At 73.4% G+C, this 26,330-nt stretch carries 29 protein-coding genes; 10 read left to right on the top strand and 19 right to left on the bottom strand.

From position 1 onward, the window contains the following. On the top strand, window positions 1-639 hold a 639-nt coding region (locus QWZ14_RS10315; RefSeq protein ID WP_290316567.1), incomplete at its 5' end, for a M10 family metallopeptidase C-terminal domain-containing protein. Window positions 640-866: 227 nt separating this feature from the next. Here QWZ14_RS10315 and QWZ14_RS10310 read toward each other — a convergent pair. The 8 genes from QWZ14_RS10310 to QWZ14_RS10275 form a co-directional block, all read right to left on the bottom strand. Continuing rightward, entirely contained in the window at window positions 867-1,784 is a 918-nt protein-coding gene (locus QWZ14_RS10310) for an NAD(P)-dependent oxidoreductase (RefSeq protein ID WP_290316565.1), read from the bottom strand. Between the two features lie 16 nt (window positions 1,785-1,800). Further along, window positions 1,801-2,001: a hypothetical protein gene (locus tag QWZ14_RS10305; RefSeq protein ID WP_290316564.1), complete on the bottom strand. Its 201-nt coding sequence runs from the start codon at window positions 1,999-2,001 to the stop codon at window positions 1,801-1,803. Next, window positions 1,994-3,088, bottom strand: coding sequence for an enolase C-terminal domain-like protein (locus tag QWZ14_RS10300; protein ID WP_290316563.1), 1,095 nt, complete (start codon window positions 3,086-3,088; stop codon window positions 1,994-1,996). Before QWZ14_RS10300 ends, QWZ14_RS10305 begins: the two co-directional genes overlap by 8 nt. A 43-nt stretch (window positions 3,089-3,131) precedes the next feature. After that, window positions 3,132-3,599, bottom strand: coding sequence for an EF-hand domain-containing protein (locus tag QWZ14_RS10295; RefSeq protein ID WP_290316562.1), 468 nt, complete (start codon window positions 3,597-3,599; stop codon window positions 3,132-3,134). 92 nt (window positions 3,600-3,691) lie between these two features. Further along, window positions 3,692-4,600, bottom strand: coding sequence for an SAM-dependent methyltransferase (locus QWZ14_RS10290; protein WP_290316561.1), 909 nt, complete (start codon window positions 4,598-4,600; stop codon window positions 3,692-3,694). Next, window positions 4,597-4,977 carry a DUF423 domain-containing protein gene (locus QWZ14_RS10285; RefSeq protein WP_290316560.1) on the bottom strand — a complete coding sequence of 127 codons (381 nt, stop codon included), beginning with the start codon at window positions 4,975-4,977 and terminating at the stop codon, window positions 4,597-4,599. Before QWZ14_RS10285 ends, QWZ14_RS10290 begins: the two co-directional genes overlap by 4 nt. 9 nt (window positions 4,978-4,986) lie before the next feature. Then, the gene (nfi, locus tag QWZ14_RS10280) at window positions 4,987-5,703 is read right to left on the bottom strand and encodes a deoxyribonuclease V (RefSeq protein WP_290316559.1); all 717 of its coding nucleotides are present in this window, start codon (window positions 5,701-5,703) and stop codon (window positions 4,987-4,989) included. A 36-nt stretch (window positions 5,704-5,739) separates the two neighbouring features. Next, window positions 5,740-6,627, bottom strand: a complete 888-nt coding sequence (locus QWZ14_RS10275) for a metal ABC transporter solute-binding protein, Zn/Mn family (RefSeq protein WP_290316558.1) — start codon at window positions 6,625-6,627, stop codon at window positions 5,740-5,742. 165 nt (window positions 6,628-6,792) lie between these two features. On the opposite strand from QWZ14_RS10275, the gene QWZ14_RS10270 reads away from it, so the two are divergent. Both QWZ14_RS10270 and QWZ14_RS10265 read left to right on the top strand, forming a co-directional pair. Further along, entirely contained in the window at window positions 6,793-7,767 is a 975-nt protein-coding gene (locus QWZ14_RS10270) for a S1C family serine protease (protein WP_290316556.1), read from the top strand. A gap of 13 nt (window positions 7,768-7,780) precedes the next feature. Then, window positions 7,781-9,331: a serine hydrolase domain-containing protein gene (locus QWZ14_RS10265; RefSeq protein ID WP_290316555.1), complete on the top strand. Its 1,551-nt coding sequence runs from the start codon at window positions 7,781-7,783 to the stop codon at window positions 9,329-9,331. Here QWZ14_RS10265 and arsB read toward each other — a convergent pair. Genes arsB through QWZ14_RS10245 form a run of 4 tightly spaced genes read right to left on the bottom strand, consistent with a single transcriptional unit; the run spans window position 9,318 to window position 11,540 of the window. Next, window positions 9,318-10,400, bottom strand: a complete 1,083-nt coding sequence (arsB, locus tag QWZ14_RS10260; protein WP_290316554.1) for an ACR3 family arsenite efflux transporter — start codon at window positions 10,398-10,400, stop codon at window positions 9,318-9,320. The two genes, QWZ14_RS10265 and arsB, sit on opposite strands and share 14 nt — an antisense overlap. Then, window positions 10,397-10,759, bottom strand: coding sequence for an arsenate reductase (glutaredoxin) (gene arsC, locus QWZ14_RS10255; protein ID WP_290316553.1), 363 nt, complete (start codon window positions 10,757-10,759; stop codon window positions 10,397-10,399). The genes arsB and arsC overlap by 4 nt, the downstream gene beginning before the upstream one ends. Next, window positions 10,756-11,187, bottom strand: coding sequence for an ArsI/CadI family heavy metal resistance metalloenzyme (locus QWZ14_RS10250; protein WP_290316552.1), 432 nt, complete (start codon window positions 11,185-11,187; stop codon window positions 10,756-10,758). The genes arsC and QWZ14_RS10250 overlap by 4 nt, the downstream gene beginning before the upstream one ends. Beyond that, the gene (locus QWZ14_RS10245; RefSeq protein WP_290316551.1) at window positions 11,184-11,540 is read right to left on the bottom strand and encodes an ArsR/SmtB family transcription factor; all 357 of its coding nucleotides are present in this window, start codon (window positions 11,538-11,540) and stop codon (window positions 11,184-11,186) included. The genes QWZ14_RS10250 and QWZ14_RS10245 overlap by 4 nt, the downstream gene beginning before the upstream one ends. A 125-nt stretch (window positions 11,541-11,665) precedes the next feature. Between QWZ14_RS10245 and QWZ14_RS10240 the strand changes: the two genes are divergently transcribed. After that, the gene (locus QWZ14_RS10240; protein ID WP_290316550.1) at window positions 11,666-12,694 is read left to right on the top strand and encodes an alpha/beta hydrolase family protein; all 1,029 of its coding nucleotides are present in this window, start codon (window positions 11,666-11,668) and stop codon (window positions 12,692-12,694) included. A gap of 4 nt (window positions 12,695-12,698) precedes the next feature. On the opposite strand, the gene QWZ14_RS10235 is transcribed toward QWZ14_RS10240, so the two are convergent. After that, complete coding sequence (locus QWZ14_RS10235) at window positions 12,699-13,655, bottom strand: Bug family tripartite tricarboxylate transporter substrate binding protein (RefSeq protein WP_290316549.1); 957 nt, start codon at window positions 13,653-13,655, stop codon at window positions 12,699-12,701. 142 nt (window positions 13,656-13,797) lie between these two features. On the opposite strand from QWZ14_RS10235, the gene QWZ14_RS10230 reads away from it, so the two are divergent. Then, complete coding sequence (locus QWZ14_RS10230; protein ID WP_290316548.1) at window positions 13,798-15,477, top strand: thiamine pyrophosphate-binding protein; 1,680 nt, start codon at window positions 13,798-13,800, stop codon at window positions 15,475-15,477. A gap of 7 nt (window positions 15,478-15,484) precedes the next feature. Here the strand turns inward: QWZ14_RS10230 and QWZ14_RS10225 are convergent, their stop codons facing one another. Further along, a complete protein-coding gene (locus tag QWZ14_RS10225; RefSeq protein WP_290316547.1) occupies window positions 15,485-16,483 on the bottom strand; it encodes a Bug family tripartite tricarboxylate transporter substrate binding protein in 999 nt (332 codons plus the stop codon). 102 nt (window positions 16,484-16,585) lie between these two features. Then, the gene (locus QWZ14_RS10220; protein WP_290316546.1) at window positions 16,586-17,620 is read right to left on the bottom strand and encodes an amidohydrolase family protein; all 1,035 of its coding nucleotides are present in this window, start codon (window positions 17,618-17,620) and stop codon (window positions 16,586-16,588) included. A 97-nt stretch (window positions 17,621-17,717) separates the two neighbouring features. Between QWZ14_RS10220 and QWZ14_RS10215 the strand changes: the two genes are divergently transcribed. Next, complete coding sequence (locus QWZ14_RS10215) at window positions 17,718-18,860, top strand: CaiB/BaiF CoA transferase family protein (RefSeq protein ID WP_290316545.1); 1,143 nt, start codon at window positions 17,718-17,720, stop codon at window positions 18,858-18,860. Here the strand turns inward: QWZ14_RS10215 and QWZ14_RS10210 are convergent. From QWZ14_RS10210 to QWZ14_RS10195, 4 genes are all read right to left on the bottom strand, one after another. Continuing rightward, a complete protein-coding gene (locus QWZ14_RS10210) occupies window positions 18,847-19,827 on the bottom strand; it encodes a tripartite tricarboxylate transporter substrate binding protein (protein ID WP_290316544.1) in 981 nt (326 codons plus the stop codon). The two genes, QWZ14_RS10215 and QWZ14_RS10210, sit on opposite strands and share 14 nt — an antisense overlap. A gap of 60 nt (window positions 19,828-19,887) precedes the next feature. After that, entirely contained in the window at window positions 19,888-20,199 is a 312-nt protein-coding gene (locus tag QWZ14_RS10205; protein ID WP_290316543.1) for a putative quinol monooxygenase, read from the bottom strand. A 137-nt stretch (window positions 20,200-20,336) separates the two neighbouring features. Further along, a complete protein-coding gene (locus QWZ14_RS10200) occupies window positions 20,337-21,524 on the bottom strand; it encodes an NHL repeat-containing protein (RefSeq protein WP_290316542.1) in 1,188 nt (395 codons plus the stop codon). 96 nt (window positions 21,525-21,620) lie between these two features. Continuing rightward, window positions 21,621-23,096 carry a coiled-coil domain-containing protein gene (locus QWZ14_RS10195; RefSeq protein ID WP_290316541.1) on the bottom strand — a complete coding sequence of 492 codons (1,476 nt, stop codon included), beginning with the start codon at window positions 23,094-23,096 and terminating at the stop codon, window positions 21,621-21,623. Window positions 23,097-23,415: 319 nt separating this feature from the next. On the opposite strand from QWZ14_RS10195, the gene QWZ14_RS10190 reads away from it, so the two are divergent. From QWZ14_RS10190 to grpE, 4 genes are all read left to right on the top strand, one after another. Next, the gene (locus QWZ14_RS10190) at window positions 23,416-24,297 is read left to right on the top strand and encodes a S1C family serine protease (protein ID WP_290316540.1); all 882 of its coding nucleotides are present in this window, start codon (window positions 23,416-23,418) and stop codon (window positions 24,295-24,297) included. Further along, window positions 24,297-24,887 carry a helix-turn-helix transcriptional regulator gene (locus QWZ14_RS10185; RefSeq protein ID WP_290316539.1) on the top strand — a complete coding sequence of 197 codons (591 nt, stop codon included), beginning with the start codon at window positions 24,297-24,299 and terminating at the stop codon, window positions 24,885-24,887. The genes QWZ14_RS10190 and QWZ14_RS10185 overlap by 1 nt, the downstream gene beginning before the upstream one ends. 7 nt (window positions 24,888-24,894) lie before the next feature. Beyond that, complete coding sequence (locus QWZ14_RS10180) at window positions 24,895-25,524, top strand: glutathione S-transferase family protein (protein ID WP_290316538.1); 630 nt, start codon at window positions 24,895-24,897, stop codon at window positions 25,522-25,524. 101 nt (window positions 25,525-25,625) lie between these two features. Next, window positions 25,626-26,192, top strand: a complete 567-nt coding sequence (gene grpE, locus QWZ14_RS10175; protein WP_290316537.1) for a nucleotide exchange factor GrpE — start codon at window positions 25,626-25,628, stop codon at window positions 26,190-26,192. Window positions 26,193-26,330 lie beyond the last annotated feature (138 nt).

Raw genomic sequence — 26,330 nt, 5'->3', positions numbered from 1 at the left:
CTGGTGCTGGCCAACGGCGCCAATACCCTGACGGTCTCGGGCGCCGAGACCATCACCGGCGGCACCGGCGCCGACATCATCACCCTCGGCGCCGTGCTCTCGGGCGGGACCATCAACCTCGGCGCCGGCACCGACCGCTTGATCCTCGCCAACGGCGCCAATACCATCGCCGTCAGCAACATCGAGGTGGTCACCGGCGGCACCGGGGCCGATGCGATCACCGCCTCGGGCAGCACCTCCACCCGCCTCACCGGCGGCGAGGGGGCGGATACCCTCGTCGGCGGCAGCGGCGGCGACCAGATCATGGGCGGCGCCGGCGTCGATAACCTCACCGGCGGGTCCGGCGTCGATCGCTTCATCTACACAGCGATCAGCGAATCCCCGACCGGCACCGGCGACACCATCACGGACTTCGACGCGACCGTGGATCTCATCCTGCTCAGCGGCATGCTGACCGGCGCCTTCACCTTTCTCGGCGCCAGCAGCCTGGGCGTGACCGGCGAGAGCCAGGCCCGCTTCGACAATAGCACCAAGGTGCTGAGCATCGACATCAACGGCGACGGCACCGCCGAGATGAGCCTCACCCTCACCGGCGTAGCCATCGCCGACCTCGACAGCGCCGACTTCATCTGGCTGTAGGGGGCCTGCCGACCAGGCCGCGAACCGCGCTCGGGCGAGCACGGAACGCGGCTCCGGCAGCAATCAAGCCGCGGCCTTCACCTCGATGGTCCCGGCCGCCGCCGCCGGTGGCTGGCGATGGCGATCGTCATGTCCCGCTCGCCCATCCGGGCAGCCCGGCGGTGGGCCTGAAGGCCTGCGCCAGCCAGATATCCGCGGCCGTGGAGGCAGGCGCCGCCGGCGCGGCGCTACCGCCCCTCGGCGACGATCCGCCGGCAATGGTCGAGTGCGGCGCCGATCAGGTTGTCGCTCGCCTCCGGCGTGCGGAAGGCGGCGTGCGGCGCCAGCGTGGTATTCTCCAGCCCGCGCAGCGGATGCCCCTCCGCCAGCGGCTCGGCGACGAAGACGTCCAGCGCGGCATGGCCGATCCGCCCCGCCGCCAGCGCCGCGGCCAGGGCTTCCTCGTCGATGATCGCGCCGCGCGCGGTATTCACCAGGATCGAGCCCGGCTGCATCAGCGCCAGCTTCTCCGCCGAGAGGAAGCCGCGCGTCTCGTCGTTCAGCAGCAGGTGGACCGAGACCACGTCGCTCTCGCCCAGCACCCGCTCCAGCGAGCAGAACTCGACGCCCGGCATCGCCTTCGGCGTGCGGTTCCAGGCCAGCACCTTCATGCCGATGCCGGCACAGAGCCGCGCCATCTCGGCGCCGATGCCGCCCGTGCCCACCAGGCCGACGGTCTTGCCGGTCAGCTGCATGCCGACGGTGCGCGGCCATTCGCCGCGCCGGATCGCCGCATCCATGGCGGCGATCCGGCGCGCCGCATCCCACATCAGCGCGAAGGCCATCTCGGCGACGGCGGTGTCGCCATAGCCCTTGATGATATGGACGGTGACGCCGAGCGCCTCCAGCTCCTCCGGGTTCATGTAGCTGCGGGCGCCGGTGCCGAGGAAGACGATGTGCCTGAGGTCCTTGCACTGCTTCACGATCTCGGTCGGGAACTGGGTATGGTCGTCGATCGCGATCTCATACCCGGCCAGCAGCTTCGGCAGGTCGGCGCTGGTGATGTCCGGGTCGCGGTTGATCACCACCGCCGGGTCGCCCGGCCGCCCCAGCCGCTCGGTGACCTCGGCGAGCGAGGCATTGGCATCGACGAACAAGGCGCGCACGGCAATCTCCCGGGTTTCAGTCGCGGCGCATGCTACCCCGCGGCGGCGCCGCGTCCAACGGCAGCCGGTCCAGCCGGGTCAGCCCGCTGCGGGCGCCCATCGCCTCCTCGTGGGTCATGGTGCCGCGCGAGGGCCCGCCCGGCAGGGCGATGCTGGAAGGCGGGCCGCTGCAGCCGGCGAGCAGCAGGGCGGCCAGCAGCACCGCCGGCCTAGACATCGGCCGCCCAGCGGCTGAGCGCCGCCGCCTCCCACTCCATCCCCAGCCCAGGCCGCTCGGGCACCAGCGCCATGCCGTCGCGCACCTCCAGCGGCTGCCGCAGCAGCGGCCCGGCCACGTCCAGGTGCTCCAGCCAATGCGCCGTAGGCGTCGCCGGCAGCAGCTGCGCGCTGGCCTCGATGAAGATGTGCGACGACATCGGGATGCGCTTCGCCGCGGCGATCGAGGCCGCCTGCATCCAGCCGGTGACGCCGCCGATCTTCATCGCATCCGGCATGCAGAGATCGACCGCCCCGGCCTCAAGCGCGCGGGCCATGCCGCGCGGCCCCCACCAGTTCTCCCCGCCCTGCACCGGCACCCGCAGCGCCCCGCGCAGCGCCGCCAGCCCGGCATCGTCATCGACCGGCAGCGGCTCCTCCAGCCAGCGCACGTCGAGCGCCTCAAGGGCGAGGCCGCGCCGCTCCGCCTCCGGCCGGGTCAGCCCCTGGTTGTAGTCGACCAGGATCTCGACGTCCGCGCCGACCGCGCCGCGCACCGCCCGCACCGTATCGAGGTCGTCCTCCAGCCGCGCCTGGCCGAGCTTGAACTTCACCGCCCGGGCGCCGAGCGCCGCCACCGCCTGCCCCGCCTCCTCCGCCAGCATCGCCCCGCCCCAGCCGCGCAGCGAGGCGTAGATCGGCAGCGCGCGGGGCTCCGCGCCGAGCAGCCGGCAGAGCGGCACCCCGGCGGCCCGCGCCAGCGTGTCCCACAGCGCCATGTCGAGGCAGGAGAGCGCGATCTGCACCAGCCCCTCGGTGCCGAGGATGCGGAAGTTGTTGTGCAGCTCCGCCCAGAGCACCGCCGGCGCCAGCGCCCGTCCGGCGAGCCCCTCGCCGATGTTCCGCACCAGCGCCGCCACCGGGCCGAGCGCCGCCGGGGTATAGGGGAAGACATAGGCCTGGCCGGTCACGCCCTGCACGGTGCGCACCTCGGCGATCACCAGCGGCGCCCGGGGGATGACGTTGAGGCTGTTGCGCAGCGGCGGGTCGAGCGGCGCATCGACGGCGCGCACCGCGATCCCCTGGATGGTCAGCGGCGGCAGGACCATGGCGGATTTTCCTCTCCCTGGCCCGGCAGCTTGCCAGCCTTCCTCAGGCAGCGGAACCCGTGGCCGGGGCCGCCGCGCCGCCATAGGCCCGCAGCACCCGCCCCATCAGCGCCTCCAGGCCCGCTGCCCCCTGCAAGCCCCCCTGGGCCCCTTCCTGCACCCCGAGCAGCGCCGCCAGCCCCTCGCGCGAGGCCGCGCCGGCGTGGCGCGACCGCCGCCCCTGCTCCAGCTCGGCGGTGCTCAGCTTGCCGTCGCCGTTGGTGTCCAGCGCGCTGAAGGCGGCGGCGGCCCGGTCGGTCCTCGCGGCCGGACCTGCCGCGGCCCCGGCAGGTCCTGCCGGCGGCCCGGCAGAGCCTGCCTCCCGCGGCGGCCGCTTCGCCATGGCCTTGAACTCGTCGAGCGAGAGGCCGCCGTCGCCGTTCCGGTCGGCGCGGGCGAACATCCTGTCGCGCATCTGCTGCAGCATCGCAGCACCACCGGCGCTGCCCGAGACCTGCCCTGAGACCTGCATCCCCTGGCCCTTCCTGCGGTTCCGCCGGCGGCATGCCGCGCGGGGCGCACCCGGCGCCGGCAGGCCCGCAGCATCCGCCGTGCCAGCGGCGATCAGCCCAGCCGGACGAACATCAGCTCATGCTTGTTGTGCGCGCCATGGAAGACCATCGCCCCGGGGATGGCGGCGAATTCCGCCGCCGCCGCATGGTCGGTCTCGCCCTGGAACTTGATGGTGCAGCAGAAATTCCGTGCCCGCCCCGCCTCCAGCCAGCGCCGCACCAGGGCCAGCAGCCGGGCCGGGTAGCAGATGACGTCGCTGAACAGCCAGTCCATCGCCGGCAGCTCGCGCGGCTCCAGGCCGAAGGCGCTCTCGAGCCGCACCGAGACGCCGGGCATGGCGGCGACCGCCGGCTCCAGCGGCGCCTTGTCCACCGCCACCACCTCGGCGCCGAGCTGCGCGATGGCCCAGGTCCAGCCACCGGGCGAGGCGCCGAGGTCGAGGCAGCGCTCCCCCGGCTGCGGCCAGCGCCCGGCCCGGGTCAGCGCCTCCCACAGCTTGAGGTAGGCGCGGCTCGGCGGCCCCGCGCGGTCCTCGACGAATTGCACCGCGCCGTTGACGAAGGGGCTGGTCTTGGTCGGGCTGAACAGCAGCCGGTCGGTCGCCAGCAGGGTCCAGCCGCCAAGGTGCCCGGCCGGGGCGGCTTCCGGGAACAGCAGCGGCCGCGCCTTCACCGGCGGCAGGCGCGCCTCGATCAGCGCGGCGCGGCGGTGCTGGCCATGGGCGTAGAGCGCCCAGTTCCGCTGCACCGCCCGCAAGGCATCGGCCGCCGCCTTCACCGAGGGCGCCGGCACCTCCCGCGGCGCGGTCCAGGCCTCGAGCGCCCAGGCGCTCGGCCCCGGTGGCTCGGGCGAGAGCGCCAGCCTTCCGTGCCAGGCGGCGATGCTGCGGCCGCCGAGGCGCAATTCCTCGGCCAGCTCCGCCTCGAAGCCCTCGGCCGCGAGATAGGCCGCGCCGATCATGGCCTGGCCCGGGGGGGCCACACCGCCGAGACGAAGAGCAGCGCCCATCCGACCATCAGCAGGGTCCCGCCGACCGGCGCCACCGAGCCCAGCGAGACCCCGCCGATCGCCGCCGCATAGACCCCGCCGCAGAACAGCAGCATCCCGGCCGCGAAGGCCGCGCCGGCCAGGTGCGGCAGCACCCCGCCGCGCCGTTCCGCCCAGAGCCCGGCGGCCAGCATCGCCAGCGCGTGCCAGCCCTGCTGCTGCAGGCCGCTCGCCAGCATCGCCAGCCGCGGCGGCTCCAGCCGCAGCGGCGCCGCGTGGGACGCCCAGGCGGATAGCCCCACGGCCACCAACCCCGCCAGGGCGCCGAGCGCCAGCCATATCCTGTGCATGGGCGCGGCTTAGCCCGGCTCGGCCGGAATGGCGACTCCATGCGCCCGCCGCGCCGCATTGGCCGCCAGATGCGCCTGCCGGGTCGGCTCTGGCAGCCGGTAGCCGGTGCCGCAGCGGCGCACCCAGTCGACCGCGCTCGCCTCCGAGATCCGGTGGCCGAGCGAGACGTAGAGCGGGTTCGAGCGCTTGCGGGTCCGCAGCAGCGTCCCAAGCCGCCTTCCCTTCCAGACCAGCGGCTGCTCCGCCCCCGGCTCGGCCGCCAGCTCGGCCTCGGGCCGCCCGACCAGCGGCGACTTCGCCACGCCGATGCTGGGGATGTCCAGCACCACGCCGAGATGCGCGGCGATGCCGAGGCCGCGGGGGTGCGCGATGCCATGGCCATCGACCAGCAGCAGGTCGGGAAGGGCCTCGAGCTTCGCCCAGGCCGCCAGCAGCGCCGGCACCTCGCGGAAGCCGAGGAACCCCGGCACGTAGGGCATCCGCGCCCGCTCCACCGCGCTCGCGCCGCCCACCACCGCCAGCCCCGGCCATTCCAGCAGCACCACGGCGGCGAAGACCAGGTTCTCCGGGTCGAAGCGGGTGTTGCTGATGTCGACCCCGCCGATCAGCCGCACCGGGCCGAAGCGGTCCGCCGTCTCGACCCGCGCGGCGAGTGCCACCTGCGCCGCCCGGGCGGTGGCGAGGTCGGGCGGGTCGACCCATTCGGGCGGAAGGGATTCGGGCATGCGCTCCTTAAGCGGCCGGCGCCGCCGCGGTTGCCCTCAGCCCAGCATCGCCGGGACCAGCAGCCCGACATTGTGCCGCACCATGGCCTCGTAGCTGGGCGCCGGCCCCTCGGGCGGGGAGAGGGTATCGGCATAGAGCCGGCCGCCGACGGCGACGCCGGCATCCCGGGCCAGCCGCTGCATCACCGCCTGGCTGCCGATGCCCTCGATGAAGACCGCGGTCACCCGTTCCGCCCGAATCTGGCGGATCAGCGCCGCCACCTGCGCCGCCGAGGGCTGGGCGTTCGGCGCCACCCCCTGCGGCGCCAGCATCCGCACCCCATAGGCCGCGGCGAAGTAGCCGAAGGCGTCGTGGCTGGTGACCACCACCCGCCGCGCCGGCGGCACCTGCGCCACCTGCTCGCGCACCCAGGCATCGAGCGCCGCCAGCCGGGCGTCGTAGTCCGCCGCCCGCACCGCCGCCGCGGGCAGCAGCCCGCGCAGCCCGGCGGCGATCGCCGCGGCATAGGACCGCGCCAGCGCCACGTCCTGCCAGGCATGCGGGTCGACCGCATGGCCCCCGGGGCCGGCGCCGCCCGCCCTGGCCGCGATTCCCGCGCTCGCGGTCACCACCGGTCCCTGGTAGCCGGTGCTGCGCAGCAGCCGGTCCAGCCAGGGCTCGAAGCCGAGGCCGTTCCGCACCACCAGCCCGGCGCCCTGGATCGCCCCGGCCTCGGAGGGACGCGGCTGGAACAGGTGGGCATCGGTCTCCGGCCCGGCCAGCACCCGCAGCGCCACCGCGTCGCCTGTCAGCTGCCGGACCATGTCGCCCAGGATGGAGAAGGCGGCGACGACCACCGGCGGCGTGGCCGCGGCGGGCCCGGCCAGGCCGGCGCAGGAGAGGGTGCCGAGCAGCGCGGCGCGGCGGGAGATCGGGGCTTGCATGGACGTTATATTATAACATGCGCCGGCCCAGGGCCAGTCCCGCCCCCCCGTCCCGCGTCATCGATTTGACCGAATCCCATCTCGCGCGTTGGCTAAGCCGGGCATCCGGCCGATATTGCGCCCGACGGACAGACGGCACGACCCACGGCGGAACGGAAAGCGCGCATGGCATCCAGCGAATGGGAGATCCCGCCCGAGTTGCAGCCGGACCCGACGGACCACGACTTCGACCTCGACGAGGTGATGCGATCGGTGGTCGGGGTGAAGGCGATGGTTCCGGCCGATGCCTTCACCGCCCAGTCCCTGGGCACCGAGCGGCTGGGCTCCGGCGTGGTGATCCGCCCCGACGGGCTGATCGCCACCATCGGCTACATCGTGACGGAGGCCGAGACCATCTGGCTCACCACCCACGACGGCCGGGCCATCCCCGGCCATGCCCTGGCCTATGACTTCGAGACCGGATTCGGGCTGATCCAGGCGCTCGGCAAGCTCAACCTGCCGGCGCTGCCGATCGAGTCCGGCGATGCCCCGCGCCCCGGCGACACCGCGGTGCTGGCCAGCGCCGGCGGCCGCAAGCACGCGCTCCGCTGCACCATCGCGGCCCGGCAGGAATTCGCCGGCTACTGGGAATACATGCTGGAGGATGCGATCTTCACCGCGCCCGCGCATCCCTCCTGGGGCGGCGCCGGGCTGATCGGCGGCAGCGGCAAGCTCATGGGCATCGGCTCCCTCGTCATGCAGCAGCAGGACGGCAAGGGCCGCCGGGTCGACCTCAACATGGTGGTGCCGGCCAGCCTGCTGCCGCCGGTGCTGGAGGATCTGCTCGCCTTCGGCCGGCCCAACCGCCCGGCCCGGCCCTGGCTCGGCCTCTATGCGGCGGAGGACGAGGAGGGCGTGGTGGTCTCCTCCATGGCGCGCAACGGCCCGGCGCAGAAGGCGGGGCTGCACGAGGGCGACCGGCTGGTCTCGGTCGGCGGCACCCGGGTTTCCGACCTCGCCGGCCTCTGGCGTGCCCTCTGGGCCTGCGGCCATGCCGGGACCAAGGTGGCGCTCGGCATCACCCGCGAGGCCGCCCCGCGCGAGCTGCTGCTGACCTCGATCGACCGCCGCTCCTTCCTCAAGGCGCCCAGGCTCCATTGAGGAGGCTTCCCGGATGACGGACCTCGACCTGCTGGCGCTGCGCCGCCACGCCCGCCGCCTGCTCGCCCCCTGGGAGGGCGGCGGACCCGGCGCCACCCTGGGGCTGGTGCGCGGCGGCGCGCTGGCGCTGCACGAGAGCGCCGGCCTCGCCAGCCTCGAGCACGGCATCCCGATCGGGCCGGAGACGCGCTTCCGCATCGCCTCGGTCAGCAAGCAATTCACCTGCGCCGCCATCCTGCTGCTGGCGGCCGAGGGCCGCCTCGCGGTCGGCGACCCGATCCACCGCCACCTGCCGGAGCTGCCCGACTTCGGCGCGCCGATCACCATCGACCACCTGATGCACAACACCTCCGGCCTGCGCGACATGCTGGAGCTGATGCGGCTCGGCGGCGCCGACCTGTCGCAGCCCTGGGCAGCGGCCGACCTGCTCGCCGCCATCGGCCGCCAGCGCAGCCTGAACTTCCCGCCGGGCAGCCGCTTCCGCTATTCCAACACCGGCTTCCTGCTGCTCGGCCGCATCGTCGAGGTCGTCGGCGGCATGCTGCTGGCCGAGTTCCTCGAGGCCCGCATCTTCGCCCCGCTCGGCATGACCCGCACCCGGCACACGCCGGGCACCACCGAGATCGTCCCCCACCTCGCCACCGGCTACCTGCCGCAGGAGGGCGGCTTCGTCCGCGCCGCGCATGGCTTCCCGCTCGGCGGCGAGGGCGGCCTGGTCTCCTGCGTCGAGGACCTCGCGCTGTGGGAGCGCAACTACCGCCAGGATCTGCTGCCCGGCATCGCCGCGGCGCTGCAGCAGACCGAGGCCTTCGCCAACGGCACGCCCAATCTCTATGCCCGCGGGCTGGAGGTGACGACCTACCGCGGCCTCCGCACCGTCGACCACGGCGGGCTCTGGCCGGGCTTCAAGACCTGCTTCCTGCGGGTGCCGGAGCGCGACCTCGCCATCATCGCCATCGCCAACCACGGCGGGATCGACGTGCACCACCTGGCGCACCAGATGCTGGATATGGCCGCCGGCCCCGGCCTGCATCCGGTGCCACCGATGCCGAAGCTGGAGGGCCTCGCCGGCCGCTGGCTGGATGCCGAGAGCGGCGCCACCGTCGAATTCTCGCCCGGCCCGGCCGCGACCCAGCACGGCGTGCCCTTCCCGCTGGCCGCCACCGCCGACGGCCGCCTCGCCGCCCGCCGCGGCGTCTTCCCCTTCACCGTCGCCCCGCCGGAGGGCGATACGCTGGTGCTGGAGACCGATGCCGGCACCTGCACCACCTTCCACCGCGCCCCGGCCGACCCGGTGCTGCCCGCGGGCCTTACCGGCGACTGGCACTGCGCCGAGCTGGCGACCACCTGGACCATCGCCCCGAGCGAGGCCGGCCTCGCCGTCCAGGTCCGCGGCCCGCTGACCGTCGCCGGCCCCTGGCCCATCCAGCCCATCGCGGCGGATGTCCTCCGCATCCGCACCCCGGGCACGCTGTTCCAGGGCTGGCTGGATGCAAAGCTCGAAGGCAACACGCTGGTGGTCAGCGGCGCCCGCGCCGGCGGGCTGCGTTTCACCCGGGGCTGATGCCGGCCCCCTGCTCGTACCAGCCGCGCGAACGCCGGACGATCCAGACAACGGAGAGCATCACCGGCACCTCCACCAGCACGCCGACCACCGTCGCCAGCGCCGCGCCCGACTGGAAGCCGAACAGCGCGATGGCCGTCGCCACCGCCAGCTCGAAGAAGTTGCTGGCGCCGATCAGCGCCGAGGGCCCGGCGACGCACCAGGCAACGCCCAGCCGGCGGTTCAGCCAATAGGCCAGCGCCGCATTGCCATAGACCTGGATCAGGATCGGCACCGCCAGCAGGGCGATGACGGCGGGCTGGCGCAGGATCTGCGCGCCCTGCAGGCCGAACAGCAGCACCAGCGTCAGCAGCAGCGCCCCGAGCGAGAGCGGCGCCAGCCGCCCCAGCATCGCCGCCAGCGCCGGCTCCCCGCCGCCGGCCAGCAGCGCGCGCCGCCAGAGCTGCGCGACGATGACCGGCACGACGATGTAGAGCACCACCGAGAGCACCAGCGTGCCCCAGGGCACCGCGATCGAGGACAGGCCGAGCAGCAGCCCGACGATGGGCGCGAAGGCGAAGACCATGATCGTGTCGTTCAGCGCCACCTGCGACAGGGTGAAATGCGGCTCGCCCTCCACCAGGTTCGACCAGACGAAGACCATGGCCGTGCAGGGCGCCGCCGCCAGCAGGATCAGCCCGGCCAGGTAGCCGTCGATCTGCGCCTCCGGCAGCCAGGGCCGGAAGAGCTGGGCGATGAAGATCCAGCCGAGCAGGGCCATCGAGAAGGGCTTCACCAGCCAGTTGATGCCGACCGTGGTGGCGATGCCGCGCCAGTGCCGCCCCACCTGCCCCAGCGCGCCGAGGTCGATCTTGAGCAGCATGGGGATGACCATCAGCCAGACCAGCACCGCGACCGGCAGGTTCACCTCGGCGACGGTCGCCGCGCCGATCGCCTCGAAGGGCCCCGGCATCGCCTGCCCCAGCCCGATGCCGACGACGATGCAGAGCGCCACCCAGAGGGTCAGGTAACGCTCGAAGGTGCCGAGCGAGGGCGCCTTGCCCGGCACGACGGCGACGGCCTCGCTCATGGCGCGGCGCCGGGCAGCAGGTCCCGCACCGTCTCGGAGGGGCGGCACAGCCTCACCCCGCCGGGCGCCACCACGATGGGCCGGTTCATCAGGATCGGATGCGCCACCATCGCGTCCAGCAACTGGTCGTCGCCCAGCGCCAGATCGGCCAGCCCCAGTTCGTCATGGGGCGTGCCCTTCTGCCGCAGCAGCGCCCGCACGGTGATGCCCATGCGGCCGATCAGCTCGACCAGCTCGGCGCGCGACGGCGGGGTCTTCAGGTACTCGATCACCCGCGGCTCCACCCCGCTCTCGCGGATCAGGCCGAGGACGTTGCGGGAGGTGCCGCAGGCCGGGTTGTGGTAGATCGTGATGCTCACGCCGCGGCCCCCGGCTTCGCGCCGCAGCAGGCCGGCGCCGGCACGGCCTCGGCCGCCGAGAAGATCTGCGCATCCTCCATCGTGTGGTAGGCCTCCCAGGCGATGCCGTTCGGGTCCTCGACCCAGGACTTCTCCGACCGCGCGTAGCAGCAGGTCGTCTCGCCATCCGCATGCGTCGCGATATTCGCCGCCGACATCTGCGCGCGCAGCCCATCGAGCTCGGCGGCATCCTCCACCTGCAGCCCCATGTGGTCGAGGCCAAGGGTCTTCGCCCGGGTGGAGATCGCGAAGTTCAGCCGCGGGTCCTCCAGCATCCACTTGGCATAGTCGGGCTTCAGCTTGGCGGGCTCGGCGCCGAAGAGCGCGCTGTAGAAGCGGATGCTCTCGGCCAGATCCTTCACGCCGACATGGATATGCATGCGCTTCATGGACGGGTGTCTCCCTTGGTCCGGATGAGGGTGGTGGAATCGCAGGCGCCGACGCCGCAGCCCGCGGCCTCGCCTTGGCAGCAGTTCTCCGTCAGGTAGGCGAGCAGACCGTTCATGGCGGCGTATTCCGCCATATAGATCAGCGACCGCCCCTCCCGCCGGAAGGTCACCAGCCCGGCGTGCCGGAGCTGGTTCAGGTGGAACGACAGGGTCGCGCCGGGCAGGCCCAGGGCCTCGCCGATCCGCCCGGCCGGCAGCCCCTCGACGCCGGCCTGCACCAGCAGGCGGAACACGTCGAGGCGGGATTCCTGCGCAAGCGCGGCCAGGGCCTCGATGGCATTCGATTTTTCCATATTTATGGAATTATAGAATAGTGCGGCTGCGGTCAAGGGACTTGGTTTGGTCGAACCTCCGTCGTCCGACATACTGGCCGGGCGCGGCCGCAACAGGCCGCGGACTCGATGGGGGAAACAGTCTGATGCGTGGTATCGTTGCGGGATTGCTGGCTGCCTTGGCCCTGGCGCCGGCGGCCTTCGCCCAAGCCCCCACTTCCACCCCCACCGGGCCGCTGTCGATCGAAAGCCAGGGCTCCTTCTTCGTCGGCGGCCGCGACATCGCCTCGGAGGATCTCTCCACCCTTCCGGCCTATGCCCCCGCCGGCACCATCACCGTCGACCAGATGTACGTGCAGTACCAAATCCCGGCCGGCGGCACCGCGGCGACGCCGGTGGTGCTGATCCATGGCTGCTGCCTGACCGGCACCACCTGGGAAACCACGCCCGACGGCCGCATGGGCTGGGCCGAATACTTCACCCGCCGCGGCCAGCCGACCTATGTCGTCGACCAGGTGCGGCGCGGCCGCTCGGCCGGCGACCCCTCCGGCGTCAACGCCGTCCGCAAGGGCGCCCCGGTGGAGCGGCTGCCGACCGTCTTCTCCGCCTCCCACGAATCCGCCTGGGCGATCTTCCGCTTCGGCACCGCCTTCCCGCAGACCTTCCCCGACCTGCAATTCCCGATCGAGGCCCAGGCCGAGTTCTGGAAGCAGATGGTGCCCGACTACCTCGCCTCGATGCCGACGCCGAACCCGACCGTCCCGGCGCTGGCGGCGCTCGCGCAGAAGCTGCAGGGCGCGGTGCTCATCAGCCATTCGCAATCCGGCATCTACCCCTTCCAGACCGCGGCGCTGGAGACCAAGGGGGTGGCCGGGATCATCTCGGTCGAGCCCGGCGCCTGCCCGGATGCGGCCGGCGACCTCGCACCCTATCGCGGCATCCCGATCATGGTGCTGTTCGGCGACTACGTGGAGCAATTCCCCCGCTGGGCGCCGCGTCTGGTCGCCTGCCGCGCCTTCGTCGAGAAGGTCAACGCCGCCGGCGGCAAGGCCTCGCTGGTGGTGCTGCCGGACCAGGGCATCCGCGGCAATTCGCACATGCTCATGCAGGACAGGAACAACCTGCAGATCGCCGGGATGCTGGTCGACTGGATGAAGGCGAACGTGAAGCGGTAGGGCTCTACTCCGCCTCGATCCCCGCCGCCGCCACCACCGCGCGCCACTGCGGCACCTCGGCCCGCAGCCGCTCGCCGAGCGGCTCCGGGCCGGTCAGCAGCAGCTCCGCCCCGACGTCCGACAGGCGCTGCGCCAGCTCGCCGCCGCGCAGCGCCTGCAGCTCCGCCAGCATCCGCCGCACCGCCTCCGGCGGCGTCGCCTTGGCCGCGAAGAGCCCGTACCACAGGGTCGAGGCGAAGCCCGGCACCAGCTCCGCCGCCGCCGGCACCTCGGGCAGCAGCGGCGCCCGCGCCGTGGTCGTCACCGCCAGGCAGCGCGCGGTGCCAGCGCGGATATGCTCGAGCGGTACCGAGAGGTCGCCGATGAAGCAGTCGATGTCGCCCGCCAGCAGCGCCGTCATCGCCAGCTGCGCCCCGCGATAGGGCACATGCGTCAGCGCGATGCCTGCCTTCTGCAGCAGCAGCGCCATGGTCAGATGCGTGGAGGCGCCGACGCCGGAGCTTCCGAAGGTCAGCCGGTTCGGCGCCGCCCGGGCGCGGCCGAGGAAATCCGCGAAGCTCGCCGGTCCATTGGCCCGCACCACGATGGTATAGGGCGACTGCATCACCATCGTCACCGGCAGCAGGTCGGTGAAGGGATCGAAGCCCAGGTTGCGGCGGATCGCCGGCAGGGTGGCCACCGCATTGGAGGTGATGACGAAGCTATGCCCGTCCGTCGCCTGCGCGACATGCAGCAGGCCGACCGCGCCGCCCGCCCCCGCCCGGCTGTCGTAGACCAGCGGCTGGCCCAGCTTCGGCGTCAGCGCCTCCACGAAGAAGCGCGCCGGCACGTCCTGCGGGCCGCCCGGCGCGAAGGGGTTGATGAGGCGGACCGGCCGGTTCGGCCAGGCGGGTGCCTGCGCCGATGCGAGCGACGGCGCGGCGAGCAACGCCAGGCCCAGGCCACGGCGGGTGATGCGCATGCGTGTCTCCTCCCCGGGCCTTCGTGCCGAGCCCCTGGGCGGGGATGCTAGCACCGCTTGCACCCGCAATGACCAGTGCCCATGGCCTTCTCCCGCCCCTGTGGCAGACTGCCGCCACACGGGAAGAAACGGGACCAGCACCATGGCGGACACCCCCTACAACGTCGGCGACCTCGTCGCCGAATTCCTCTCGCGCATCGGCGTGACCACCTGCTTCGGCATCGTCTCGGTCCACAACATCCCGATGCTGGACGGCATCGGCCGGCGCAACGCCATCCGCTACGTCATGGCCCGCGGCGAGATGGGCGGCGGCCACATGGCGGATGCCTATGCCCGGGTCTCCGGCCAGCTCGGCGTCATGTTCTCCTCGACCGGCCCCGGCGCCGCCAATACCGTGCCCGGCCTGGTGGAGGCGCAATTCGCCGGCTCGCCGATGCTGCACATCACCGGCCAGACCCCGACCAAATTCATCGACCGCGACATGGGCACGGTGCACGACGTGCCCGGCCAGACCGCGATGCTGGAGGCCGTCTCCAAGGCGGCCTTCCGCATCCGCTCGGCGCAGGAAGCATTGGGCGTGCTGACCCGGGCCGCCGCCCTGGCGCTGACCCCGCCGATGGGCCCGGTCTCGGTCGAGATCCCGATCGACATCCAGCGCACCGCCATCCCGCGCCCGGCGCAGCTCGACACGCTGGTGCTGCCCATCCCGCCCGCGCTGGTCCCCGCCGAGGCGGCGATGGACGAGGCCGCCGAGATCCTGGCGCGCGCCAAGCGCCCCATGCTCTGGCTCGGCAACGGCGCCAAGGCCGCCGGCGCGGAGGCCATGGCGCTGCTCGGCCTCGGCTTCGGCGCGGTGAATTCCTGGAACGGCCGGGGGATCATCCCGGAGGACCACCCGATGACCCTCGGCGGGATGCACGGCAACGGCTCGCCGCGGGTGCAGGAATTCTACCGCTCCTGCGACGCCATGCTGGTGGTCGGCAGCCGGCTGCGCGGGCATGAGACCGGCGACTTCGCCATCTCGCTGCCGCAGCCGCTGGTCCAGGCGGATGTCGACCCCCGCGCCAATGGCCGCACCTATCCCAATGCCGGTTTCATCTGCGGCGATGCGGCGCTGGTCATGGCCGGGCTGGCCGAGCGCCTCGCCGGCCGGATGCAGGTCGATCCCGCTTTCGCCGCCGATTTCGCCGAGATGCGCCGCCGCGCCCAGGCCGACTACCGCGACACCCTCGGCCCCTATGCCGACTTCCCCGCCGAACTCCGCCGCGCCATGCCGCGCGATGCGCTGTTTGTCCGCGACATCACCCTCAGCAACAGCAGCTGGGGCAACCGCATCTTCCCGGTCTACGGCCCGCGCGACGCGGTCCACCCGATCAGCGCCGCCATCGGCCCCGGCCTGCCGCTCGGCATCGGCGCGGCGATGGCGGGGAACGGCCGCAAGACCGTGGCGATGGTCGGCGACGGCGGCTTCGCCATGAACATGACCGAGCTCTGGACCGCGGTGCAGGAACGCGCCGAGCTCGTCATCCTGGTGATGAACGACTGCGGCTACGGCGTCATCAAGCACATCCAGGGCGCGCTGCAGGACGGGAGGATGTTCTTCGGCGACCTGCAGGGGCCGGACCTGCAGCAGCTCGCCGCCGTCGCCGGCCTGCCCGGCTTCAAGGTCTCGAGCGCGGGGGAGCTGGCGGAGGTCATGGCCCGGGCCATCGCGACGCCCGGCCCCTCATTGGTGGAGGTGGACATGGCGGCGATCGGCGCCTTCCCGCCCTATGCGCCCTACAACGCCATGGGCATCTACGCCAAGGCGGCGGCGGAATAGGCCGCCGCTACTCCGGGGTGATGCCGGCCTTCCGCATCAGCCCCTCGTTCATCGCCAGGTCGTGGGCGATGCGCGCGCGCAGCGGATCCGGCCCGAGGGGCAGCGGCAGCAGGCCGAATTCCTCGCTCAGCCGGGCCGCCAGCGGCCGTGCCGTGGCGGTCCGCACCGCCTGCTCCAGCGCCGCGGCCAAGGGCGCCGGAAGCCCGGCTGGCGCCGCCAGGCACCACCAGGCGCTGACCAGGAAGCCCGGCAGCCCCTGCTCGATCAGCGTCGGCACCGCCGGCACCGCGGCCAGCCGCTGCTCATGCGGGGTGCCGAGGGCCACCAGCCGCTGCTCCAGCACATGCGCCCGGGCCGGGGCGAAGGTGGTGAACATCATGTCGACCCGCCCGGCCAGGATCTCGGTCAGCGCCGGAGCCGGGCCGCCGAAGGGGACGTGCAGCATCTCCGTCCCGGTCCGCTCGCAGAGGTCCAGCATCAGCAGATGCGCGGTCGAGCCGACCCCCCAGGTGCCATAGGACAGCGTCCCCGGCGCCCGTTTCGCCGCCTCCACCACCTGCTGCAGGCTGCCCCAGCGCGGGTTCGCCGCCAGCAGATAGGCCGAGGAAAAGAGCAGGCTGATCGGGGTGAAGTCCCGCAGCGGGTCGTAGCCCAGGTTGCGGAAGGCATAGGGCGCCTGCGACAGCGCCGAATTGCTGCCGACCAGCAGGGTGAAGCCGTCCGGCTTCGCCCGCGCCACCAGCCGCGTCCCGAGGGTGGTGGCGGCGCCGGGCTTGTGCTCCATGACGAAGTTGCCGCCGAAGCTCTCGGCGAAGCCCTCCTGCAGGATGCGGGCGACGAGGTCGGTGCCGCCGCCGGGGGTGAAGGGCACCACCAGGCTGACGCTGCGGCCCTGCGGCCAGCCCTCGGGCCCCTTGCCCTGGGCCCGGCCGGCCGACGGCAGGGCCAGCGCCGCGGCACCGCCGAGCAGGCCGCGCCGGCCCCAATCCCGGTTGGCTCCATCCATGGCATCGCCCTCCCAGGCGGCCGGCCCGCATTGGGTGCCGGCATCTTGCTTGTCGGCCGAGGCTAGACCGGGACCGGCGCCGGCAAAAGCGCGGATCGCGGTCTAGCCCAGGCGGTAGAACCGGCTCGCCGTCCCGCTGAACAGGTCGGTGCGTTCGCTGGCCGAGGCCCCGGCCGCGAGCTTCTTGCAGGCATTCCAGAAGATGCCGTAGCCGTAGCTGCCCTTGTCCACCGGGAAATTGCTCTCGAACATGCAGCGCGCGGCGCCGAACAATTCGATGGTGGTGTCGATGTAGGGCTTCCAGGCGGCGACCAGCGCATCCGAGCTCGGCGGCAGCGCCGCCTCCTCGAAGCCGAAGCCGTTGATCCGCATCCCGAGGCCGCCGAGCTTCACATGCACGTTCGGGCAGGTGGCGAGCTCGGCCATCGACTGGCGCCAGTGGGCGAAGACGTCGTCCCGCCTGCCCGCATAGCCGCGGATGCCGAGCGGCCCGCCGACATGGTCGAGCACGATCGGCGTCTCCGGGAAGGCGCGGGCCAGCGCCGTCAGGTCGGGGATCTTCGGGTGGTAGAGCCAGGCGTCGAAGCTCATCCCGAGCGGCGCCAGCTGGGCGAAGCCGCGGCGGAAGTCGTCGCGGAAGAAGATGTCCTCCGGCGGCTGGTAGGCCGGGTTCATGATGACCGGGTCCGGGTCCCAGGAGGTGATGTGGCGGATGCCGCGGAACCGCCCGCCGCCGGCCTCGACATGCGCGGCCAGCACGTCGCGCGCCTCCTCGCCGATCATCAGGTTCACATGGCCGACGATGCCTTCGCAGACCTTGGTCGGGCCGTAGCCGCCGCTCGCGCTCATCGCGGCGATGCCGTTGACGAATTCGGTCTCGCCGACCGGCTGGTAGGCCTCAGGGCCCGCCGCGCGGTGCATCGCCCGGCACTGCACGAAGACGGTCGAGACGATGTTGTGCCCCTGCCGCGTATCCGCCAGCAGCTCGTCCAGCAGGTAGCGCCAGCCCGGCCGGTCCCAGAGGTGGTGGTGCGGGTCGACGATCGGCAGGCCCGGGTCCAGCGCCTCCTCGGTGACCTTCGCCAGCCAGTCCTCGCGGACCGGCACGTAATGCGCATTGGCGGCGTTGCTGCTCATCGCGGATTTCCCTGGGACGTTTCCTGCCGGGGAGGATACCCGTCTGGCCAGCCCGCGCCAGCCGCCGCTATTCTCCGCCCATCGAGGGAGACCAGGAATGACTTTGCCACTGGACGGGCTGCGGGTGATCGAGGTGGGCCAGGCCCTGGCGGGCCCGCTCGCCGGCGTCATGCTGGCCGACATGGGCGCCGACGTGATCAAGATCGAGAAGCCGGAGGGCGGCGACGATGCCCGGATGTGGGGCCCTCCCTACGGGCCGGACGGCGAGACCAGCCTCTATTTCCACAGCCAGAACCGCAACAAGCGCAGCGTCGTGCTGGATTTGAAGAAGCCGGAGGACATCGCCTCCCTGCATGCGCTGTGCGAGACCGCCGACATCCTCATCCAGAACCTCCGCCCCGGCGTGGTGGACGAGATCGGCATCGGGCCGGAGGCGATGCTCGCCCGCCACCCGCGGCTGATCTACTGCTCCATCTGGGCCTTCGGCTACCAGGGGCCGATGCGGCTGAACCCCGGCTTCGACCCGCTGCTGCAGGCCTATGGCGGCATGATGAGCGTGACCGGCCGGCCGCAGGACCCGCCGACCTTCTGCGGCGCCTCGGTCAACGACAAGGCGACGGGCATGTTCTGCACCATCGGCGCGCTGGCAGCCCTCCGCCAGCGCGACCGCACCGGCCGCGGCTGCCTGGTCGATACCTCGCTGCTCGAGACGGCGGTGCATTGGGTCGAGGGCCATGTGAACAGCGTGCTGGCCGGCGGTGCGGTGCCGCAGCGCCACGGCACCGGCGCCAATGTCATCGTGCCCTACCAGGTCTTCGACTGCGCCGACCGGCCGATCTGCCTCGCCGCCGGCAACGATCGGCTCTGGGCCCGCTGCGCCCGGGTGCTCGGCCATCCCGAATGGGCCGAGGATGCCCGCTTCGCCCGCGGCGCCATGCGGGTGCGGCACAAGGCGGAGCTCATCCCCATGGTCGCCGAGGCGCTGCGCGGCAACACCCGGGACCACTGGGTCGCCGCGCTGGAGGCCGCCGGCGTGCCCTGCAGCCCGGTGAACGACATCGGCGAGCTCATCGCCAGCGAGCAATTCGCCGCCGTCGACATGGTGCAGACCCTGCCCGAGAGCGGCGTGCAGGTCATGGGCCTGCCGATCAGCTTCGACCGGGCGCGGCCCTGGTCGCAGCGCCCGGCGCCGAAGGTGGGCGAGCATACCGAGGAAGTGCTCGCCGCTATTCGAAGCTGATCCCGAGCCTTCGGATCAGCTCCCGCTCCACCGGGATGCGCGCCGCGTTCCAGGCGCGCAGCTCCTCCCCGGTCATGTACAGCACCGGCATGTCGTAGCGCTCCAGCACCGCCAGGTGCTGCGGGTCGAAGAGCGCCGCCTTGAAGGCATCGTGCAGGGTGGCGAGCACCGCGGGGTCCGTTCCCTTCGGCGCCGCCAGCCCATAGGGCGCGATGCCGCCGACGTCATGGCCGAGCTCCTTGATGGTCGGCACATCGGGGAAGCGCTTCGCCCGGGTATTCGCCCAGATCGCCAGCAGCCGCATCCGCCCGGCCTCGACATGCGGCGCCCAGCCGGAGCTGTCGGCGACCGCATCCACCTGGCCCGAGAGCAGCGCCACGGTGGTCTCCGCCACGCCGCGGTAGGGCACGTGCAGCATGGTCGCGCGCTCGAACCCCATGAGCTGCGCCATGACCAGATGGCTCGCCCCGCCGACGCCGGAGGTGCCGATGGAAACCTGCCCCGGATTGGCCCGCATGTGGTCCATCAGCGACTTCCAGTCCGGCCAGGGCGCCTCCGCCCGCACGACGAGGCCCGAGAGATAGCCGGTGATGCCGAGGATGTAGTCGAAATCGACAGCCGCATCCCAAGTGGCCGACTTCGTCATGAAGGGATGGCTGAGGACGCCCTGGTGGATCTGGCCGATGACATAGCCATCCGGCTTCACCTGGCCATGCAGCATCGCCGCGGCGAAGGTGCCACGCGCGCCGGGCTTGTTCTCGATGATGACGGGCTGGCCGAGGTGCTTCCCCGCGATCTCCGCCATCACCCGCATCTGGCTGTCGGTCGAGCCGCCGGGCGCCCAGGGGATGATGAGTCGCACCGGCCGTTCGGGAAAGGCTGCGGCACGCCCGATGGCGGGTGCGGCAAGGGTGGCCGAGAGGCCGAACAACGCCCGGCGCGAAGGCCGGAGGACTGGGACAGGCATCGCGTCAACTCCCGTGGCCGGCGCTTCGATGGCGCCGGTCCACGGGCAGCCTACGCCGAACTAGGCGGCCGGCGTCAGCACATGGATGACGCGGCTTGCCAGCAGCTCCTTGGTCTTCGCCGCATAGGCCGCCATGTGCGGCGCCGCGCCATGCGCCTTCAGCGCATCGAGGCTCTCCCACTTCTCGATGACGACGAAGGCATCCGGGCCCACCGGGGTCTGGATGCGACCCATGCCCTCGGCGTCGATCGCCGGGCCGTATTCGATGCAGCCGTCTTCCGCATGCACGGCGGCCATGTTGGCGCGGAAATGCCCGAGCACCTCCTCCCGCATGCCGGGCTTGGCGGTGATGATGGCGAGGACGTGGATCATGGCCTGGACTCTCCCGTTCTGGATGTGGCGCAGCCTAGAGCCTGAACCGCGCTGAAAGAAGCGCGGATCAGGCTCTAGCTTATTGTTTCATCGCGTGATTCACGTCCTTTGGCGATTCCGCCCCGGACGATCACGCCCTAGCGGCGCGGCAATTGGCTGACCAGCCGGAAGCGCTGCACCCGCTTGCCGGTATCGACCTCGGTGGTGAAGACATTGCCCCGGCTATCGACCGCCATGTTGTGAACCCAGTGGAAGTCCCCGGCATTGCGCCCGTTCCGCCCGAAGCGCCCGACCAGCGCGCCGCCGGCGCGGTCCAGCAGCCAAACGGTGTTGTTCGAGCCATCGGCCGCCAGCAGCACCGACTGCGTCGCATCCGGCAGGAAGTCGAGGTCCCAGACCGAGCCGCTGCCGAGCGTGTTCGGCGCGACGATGAACTCCCGCACGAAGCTGCCGTCGCGGCGGAAGACCTGCACCCGGTCGTTGGCGCGGTCGCAGACGTACAGCAGCCCGTCCTGCGCCAGCCGCACGCAATGCACGGGGTTGCGGAAGAAGCGCGCCGGCACCGCGGCGGAGGCGCCGGGCTGGTAGGGCGGCAGCGCGTCATCGGCCGGCGGCCGCTCGCCATAGGCGCCCCAGTGGCGCTTGTAGGCCCCGGTGGTCGCATCGAAGACGATGACGCGGCGGTTGCCGTAGCCGTCGGCGACATAGATCTCGTTCGCCGGCCCATCCACCTCGACATCGGCCGGGCGGCCCAGCCGTTCGGTGTCGTTGCTGCCGCCGGTCTCGCCCTTGCGGCCGATCTGCAGCAGGAAGCGCCCGTCGCGGCTGAATTTCAGCAGCACGTGGTCGTCGGTGCCGTTGCCGGCGATCCAGACGTTGTCGGCCGCGTCCACGTGGATGCCGTGCTCGCTCGCGGGCCAGGACGGGTGATGCCCCGGCCCGCCCCAGGCCTGCACCACATTGCCGTCCGGGTCGAACTCGATGACGGAGGGCGCCGGGATGCAGCACTCGGACAGCGGCGGGACCTGCGCCGCGCCGCGCTCGTCCACGGTCATGGTGCGGGGGCGGTGGATCACCCAGACATGGTCGCGCGCATCCACCGCGACGCCGGCCGCCTGGCCGATGCCCCAGCGGTTCGGCAGCGGCTTCGGCCAGAAGGGATCGACCTGGTACTGCGGCGCCGCGGCGGGCCGGGCCGCGGGCGGCGGTGCGGGCGCCGAGGGCGGCGGCGCCGGCTGGTTCTGCAGCGGGGCCGCCGGCTGAGATTGGGCCTGCGTGGCCCAGGGCGCCAGCGCCAGTACTGCCGCCAGGACGAGATGACGCATCGGCTTCCTCCACCCCGGGTCGGCCCAGGTTGGCGGAAGCGTCCTCGCCCCACCCGCCCCCGTCAAGCCTGCCGCCGGCCGGGGTGGGGCGGGCGCCTAGGGCGCCCGCGACGGCGGCGCGTCGGAGCCTCTGGCCGGCGCATCCGCCGCCGGCATCGCCCGCTGCCGCTCCTGGGTCAGCCGCTCGGCCAGGTCGCGCAGCTCGCGCCGCTGCTGGTCGAGCCGGCTCTGGCCCTCGGCGAGCTGCCCCGCGAGGTCGGCCCGCCGCCGTTCCATGCCCGCCACCTCCGCGCGCAGCGCCTCGGCCTGCTCGCGCAGCCGCGCCTGCTCCTGCCGGCCGGCCTCGCCGGCCTGGCGCGCCTGGCCCTCCGCCTCGGCCAGCGCCGCCCGCCGGGTGGTCAGCTCGGCTCCGGCCGCCTGGGCCTCGGCCCGCACCGACTGCAGCCGGCGCTCCTCGGCCGCGGTGCCGTCGCGCAGCTCGGCCAGCCGCCGCTCGGCGGTGCCGACCTCGGCGCGCAGCGCCGCGCTGCGGCTCTCGAGCGAGGCCAGCGTGGCCTGGGCCTCCTCCCGCGCCGTGCTCAGCCGGCCCAGCTCGGCCTGGGCCTGCTCCACCGCCGCCCGCCGCTGGCCCAGCACCGTCTCGGCGCCGGCGAGCGCCTCGCGCGCGGCGGCCAGCCGCTGGTCGGTATCGGCCAGCGACGCCGCCCGCTGCTCCAGCCCGCGCACCCGGGTCCCGGCCTCCTCGGCGCTGCGGTTGGTGGTGGCGAGCCGCCCCTCGGCCTCGGCCAGCGCGGTGCGCCGGGCGGCCAGCTCGCGCTCGGCCGCGGTGGTGTCGGCGCGGAGCGCGGCGATCCGCCGCTCCGCCTCGGTGCCGGCCTGCTGGCGCTCGCCGAGCGCCTGCTGCGCCTGGGCGATGCTGGTCCGCAGCCCCTGCAGCCGCGCTTCCTCCTGCGTCGCGCGGTCGCGCTGGCCGACCAGCCGGCGGTCCTCCCCGGCCACCTCGTCGCGCAGCGTCGCCAGCCGCCGCTCGGTGGTCGCGGCCATGTCGCGCAGCCCGGCCAGCCGGCGCTCCTCGGCCACCGCCCGCTCGCCGAGCGAGGCGACGCGGCCATCCTGCGCCGCCGCCTGGTCGCGCAGCTCCACCAGCCGCTGCTCGGCCGCCGCGGTCTGGTCGCGCAGGCCGGCGATGCGGGTCTCGGCCTCGGCCAGGCTGCCGCGCCGCGCGGTGCTGGTCTGCTCCAGCTCCCCGGCCTGCAGCCGCATCCCGGCCAATTGCTGCTCGTCCGCCGCCAGCCGCTCGCGCAGCCGCCGCGCCTCGGCCTCCGCCGCCACGCGGGCGCGCTGCGCCCCGGCCAGGGTGCCGCGGGCCGAGGCCAGCCGCGCCTCGATCGCCGACAATTCGCCCGCCGCCTGGCGTTCCGCCGCCAGCGCCGCCTCCAGCTCCGCCACCCGGCCGCGCAGCACGCCCCCGCGCGCCTCGGATTCGGCCAGGCTGCGCTCCACCCCCTCGACCCGGTCGCGCCGCTCGAGGCTCAGGCCGCAACCCGCCAGGGGCAGGAGCAGCCCGGCCACGGGCAGCAAGCTCCAGGCCGACCCAAGACTCCAGGCCGACCCTGGCCCACGCGACACTCCGAACATACTCAGGACCCCCACCAGCTGCGGCCATGGCGCCCGCTTCCGCTCGGTGGGTCAACCACCCGGTCAACATCCCGCGCGGCGGTTCCCTTCACGATCCGGTTGGCAGGCCGGTGGCAGGCGGGTGGGTAGGACTAGGCGCGCGACCGGCGGCGACCGCGCCCAACCCTGCCGCGCTATTCCCCCCCGCCCCCCTCCATTCCGCTCCCCCATATGGCCGATGGCGGCGGCCGTCCCATATGACCAGATAGAACGCATGAGCGACCTCCCCTCCCCCCTCGCCGCCTTTTCCGACCAGCTGGCCGCCCTGGCCGCGCTCGGCGCCGCGCGCACCGTGGCGGTGCATGGCCGGGACGGCCGCGCCCGCTCCGGCCTGCTCTGGGCCGAGGGCCTCGTCGTCACCGCCGAGGAGGCGCTGGAGCGCGACGACGAGCTGGCGCTGACCCTGCCGGACGGAAGGCAGGTGCCGGCGACGCTGGCCGGGCGCGACCCCGGCACCGATGTCGCCCTGCTGCGCGCCGCCACCGGCCCGGTGCCGCCGCTGCCCCTCGCCCCGCCGGCGGCGCTGGCCGCCGGCCACCTGCTGCTGGCCGTCGGCCGGGCCGAGCACGGCCCGCTGGTCGCCTTCGGCCTCGCCGCCCAGGTCGGCGGCCCCTGGCGCTCCATGCGCGGCGGCCGGCTCGAGCGCCGCATCCAGCTCGGGCTGCGGCTCGACCCGGCGGCCGAGGGTGGCGCCGTGCTCGACCATGCCGGCCGGCTGCTCGGCATGGCGGTGCCCGGCCCGCGCCGCCGGGCGCTCGCCATCCCGGCCGAGACCATCGCCCGCTCGGTCGAGCAGCTCCGCACCCGCGGCCGCGTCGCCCGCGGCTACCTCGGCCTGGCGCTGCAGCCGGTCCGGAGCGAGGCGCTGCGCGGGCTGATCGTGGTCGGCGCCGACCCGCAGAGCCCGGCCGGCAAGGCGGGCGTGCTGCTCGGCGACGTGCTGGTCGCCTGGGACGGCGCGCCGCTCGCCTCGGTGCGGGAGATGCTGGCGAGGCTTGACCCGGAGAGCGTCGGCGCCGATGTGGCGCTGGATCTGATCCGGGGTGGACATCCGATCCGGATATCCGTCCGCATCGGTGAAAGGGCCGCCGCCTGATGCCGCTTGCCGCATTGCTCGAACGCCGCCCCGCCGCCGCCCCGGCCGGGCTCGCCGTGCTGGTCCGCGCCGCCGGCCCGGCGCTGGCCGCCCGGCTTGCCCGGCTGCCCGGCATCCGGCTGGTGGAGGAGGAGGCCGCCGCCACCGTGGTGGTGACCGACCAGCCCCTGGCCGCCGGCGGCCCGCCGGCGCCGATGCTGCCGACCCTGATCCTGGCCGAGGGCCCCGCCGCCCTGGCCGGGCTGCGGGCCGGCGCCCAGGCGGTGCTGCCGCCGGATGCCGCGCCTGACCAGGTCGCGGCCGGGCTCGCCGCCCTGGGCCGCGGCCTCGCGGTGTTGCCGCCCGCTCTGCTCGCCGGCCTGGCCGGACGCGAGCCGAGCGTCCCGGTCGAGGCCGGGCTGACCCGGCGGGAGCGGGAGGTGCTGGACCTGCTGGCGGCCGGGGCCTCGAACAAGGTCATCGCCCGCCGGCTCGGCCTGTCCTTCCATACCGCCAAGGCGCATGTCGCGGCCGTGCTGCAGAAGCTCGGCGCCGGCAGCCGGGCCGATGCGGTGGCGCGGGGGGCGCGGGCCGGGCTGGTGCTGCTGTGAGGGACGCATGATCCAGGTCCACCACCTCAACAACTCCCGCTCCCAGCGCATCCTCTGGCTGCTGGAGGAGCTTGGCCTCCCCTACGAGGTCATCCGCTACGAGCGCGACCCGGCGACCATGCTGGCGCCCCCGGAGCTGAAGCGCATCCACCCGCTCGGCAAGTCGCCGGTGCTGGTCGAGGACGGCGAGGTGCTGGCCGAATCCGCGGCCATCGCCGAGTACCTGCTCGAGCGCCATGGCGCCGGCCGGCTCGCCCCGGCCCCGGGCAGCCCCGGCTACCGCCGCTTCCGCGCCTGGATGCATTTCGCCGAGGGCTCGGCCATGACCCCGCTGCTGGTGAAGCTGTACCTGCTGCGGGTCGGCGAGGCGGCGGCGCCAGTGCTGGCGCGGATCGACGGCAACCTCGCCGCGATGCTCGACTACCTCGAGGCCGAGGTGGCGCGGGAGGGCTGGTTCGCCGGCCCGGACTTCACCGCCGCCGACGTGATGATGAGCTTCCCGCTCGAGGCCGCGACCCAGCGCGGCGGGCTGGACGAGAGCCGCCCCGCCCTGTTCGGGCTGCTGCGCCGCCTGCAATCCCGCCCGGCCTATCGCCGCGCGCTGGAGCGCGGTGGCCCCTATGCCTACGCAACATAGCCGAAAGCGCCGCACCCGGTTGCCCTCGCGGGCCGCAGGGACTACCTGCAGGGCTGATCGGTCCCGGTCCCCGGGACATCCCTTATGATGATATGGCAGGCATGAGCGACCCATCCGAGCTTCCGCCGGACCGCGCCCCGGCGGATGAGACCGTTGTCGAGCCCAACCCCGAGGCCAGCCCGGCGGACCGCATCGCCGCGCTCGAGGCCGAGGTGGCGCAGCTGCGCGACCGCTGGCTGCGCTCCGAGGCCGATGCCCAGAACCTGCGGGCCCGGACCCAGCGCGAGGTGGCGGATGCCCGCAACTACGCCATCCAGAAATTCGCCGGCGACGTGGTGGAGGCGGCGCAGAACCTGCGCCGCGGCCTCGACAGCCTGCCGCCGGCCCGGGAGGGCGAGGACCCGCTGCTGGTGAAGCTGCGGGAAGGCTTCGAGGGGGTGGAGCGCAGCTTCATCAGCCTGCTCGAGCGCAACGGCATCGTGCGCCGGGACGCCGAGGGCCAGCCCTTCGACGCCGAATTCCACCAAGCGATGGCCGAGCAGCCGGCGCCCGAGGGCGTCGCCCCCGGCACCGTCATCCAGGCCTGGACCCCGGCCTGGACGCTGAACGGCCGGCTGCTGAAGCCGGCCATGGTCGTGGTCGCGGCCGGCGGGCCACCGCCCGCCTAAAATTGCAGCAGCGGCGATCCCGGGGCTTGTCCCCGGCATGGCGCCGCCATAAATCCGGGACCGTCGGTGGCACACCCGCCCCCGGCATTCCCATCCGAAGATGCCCGGCCCCGCCGGGTGATTTCAGGGGACGCGCGC

It is taken from the genome of Paeniroseomonas aquatica, from assembly GCF_030409335.1.
In the GTDB taxonomy this organism is placed as follows: Bacteria; Pseudomonadota; Alphaproteobacteria; order Acetobacterales; family Acetobacteraceae; genus Belnapia; species Belnapia aquatica.
This window is presented reverse-complemented; position numbering and strand designations above follow the sequence as displayed.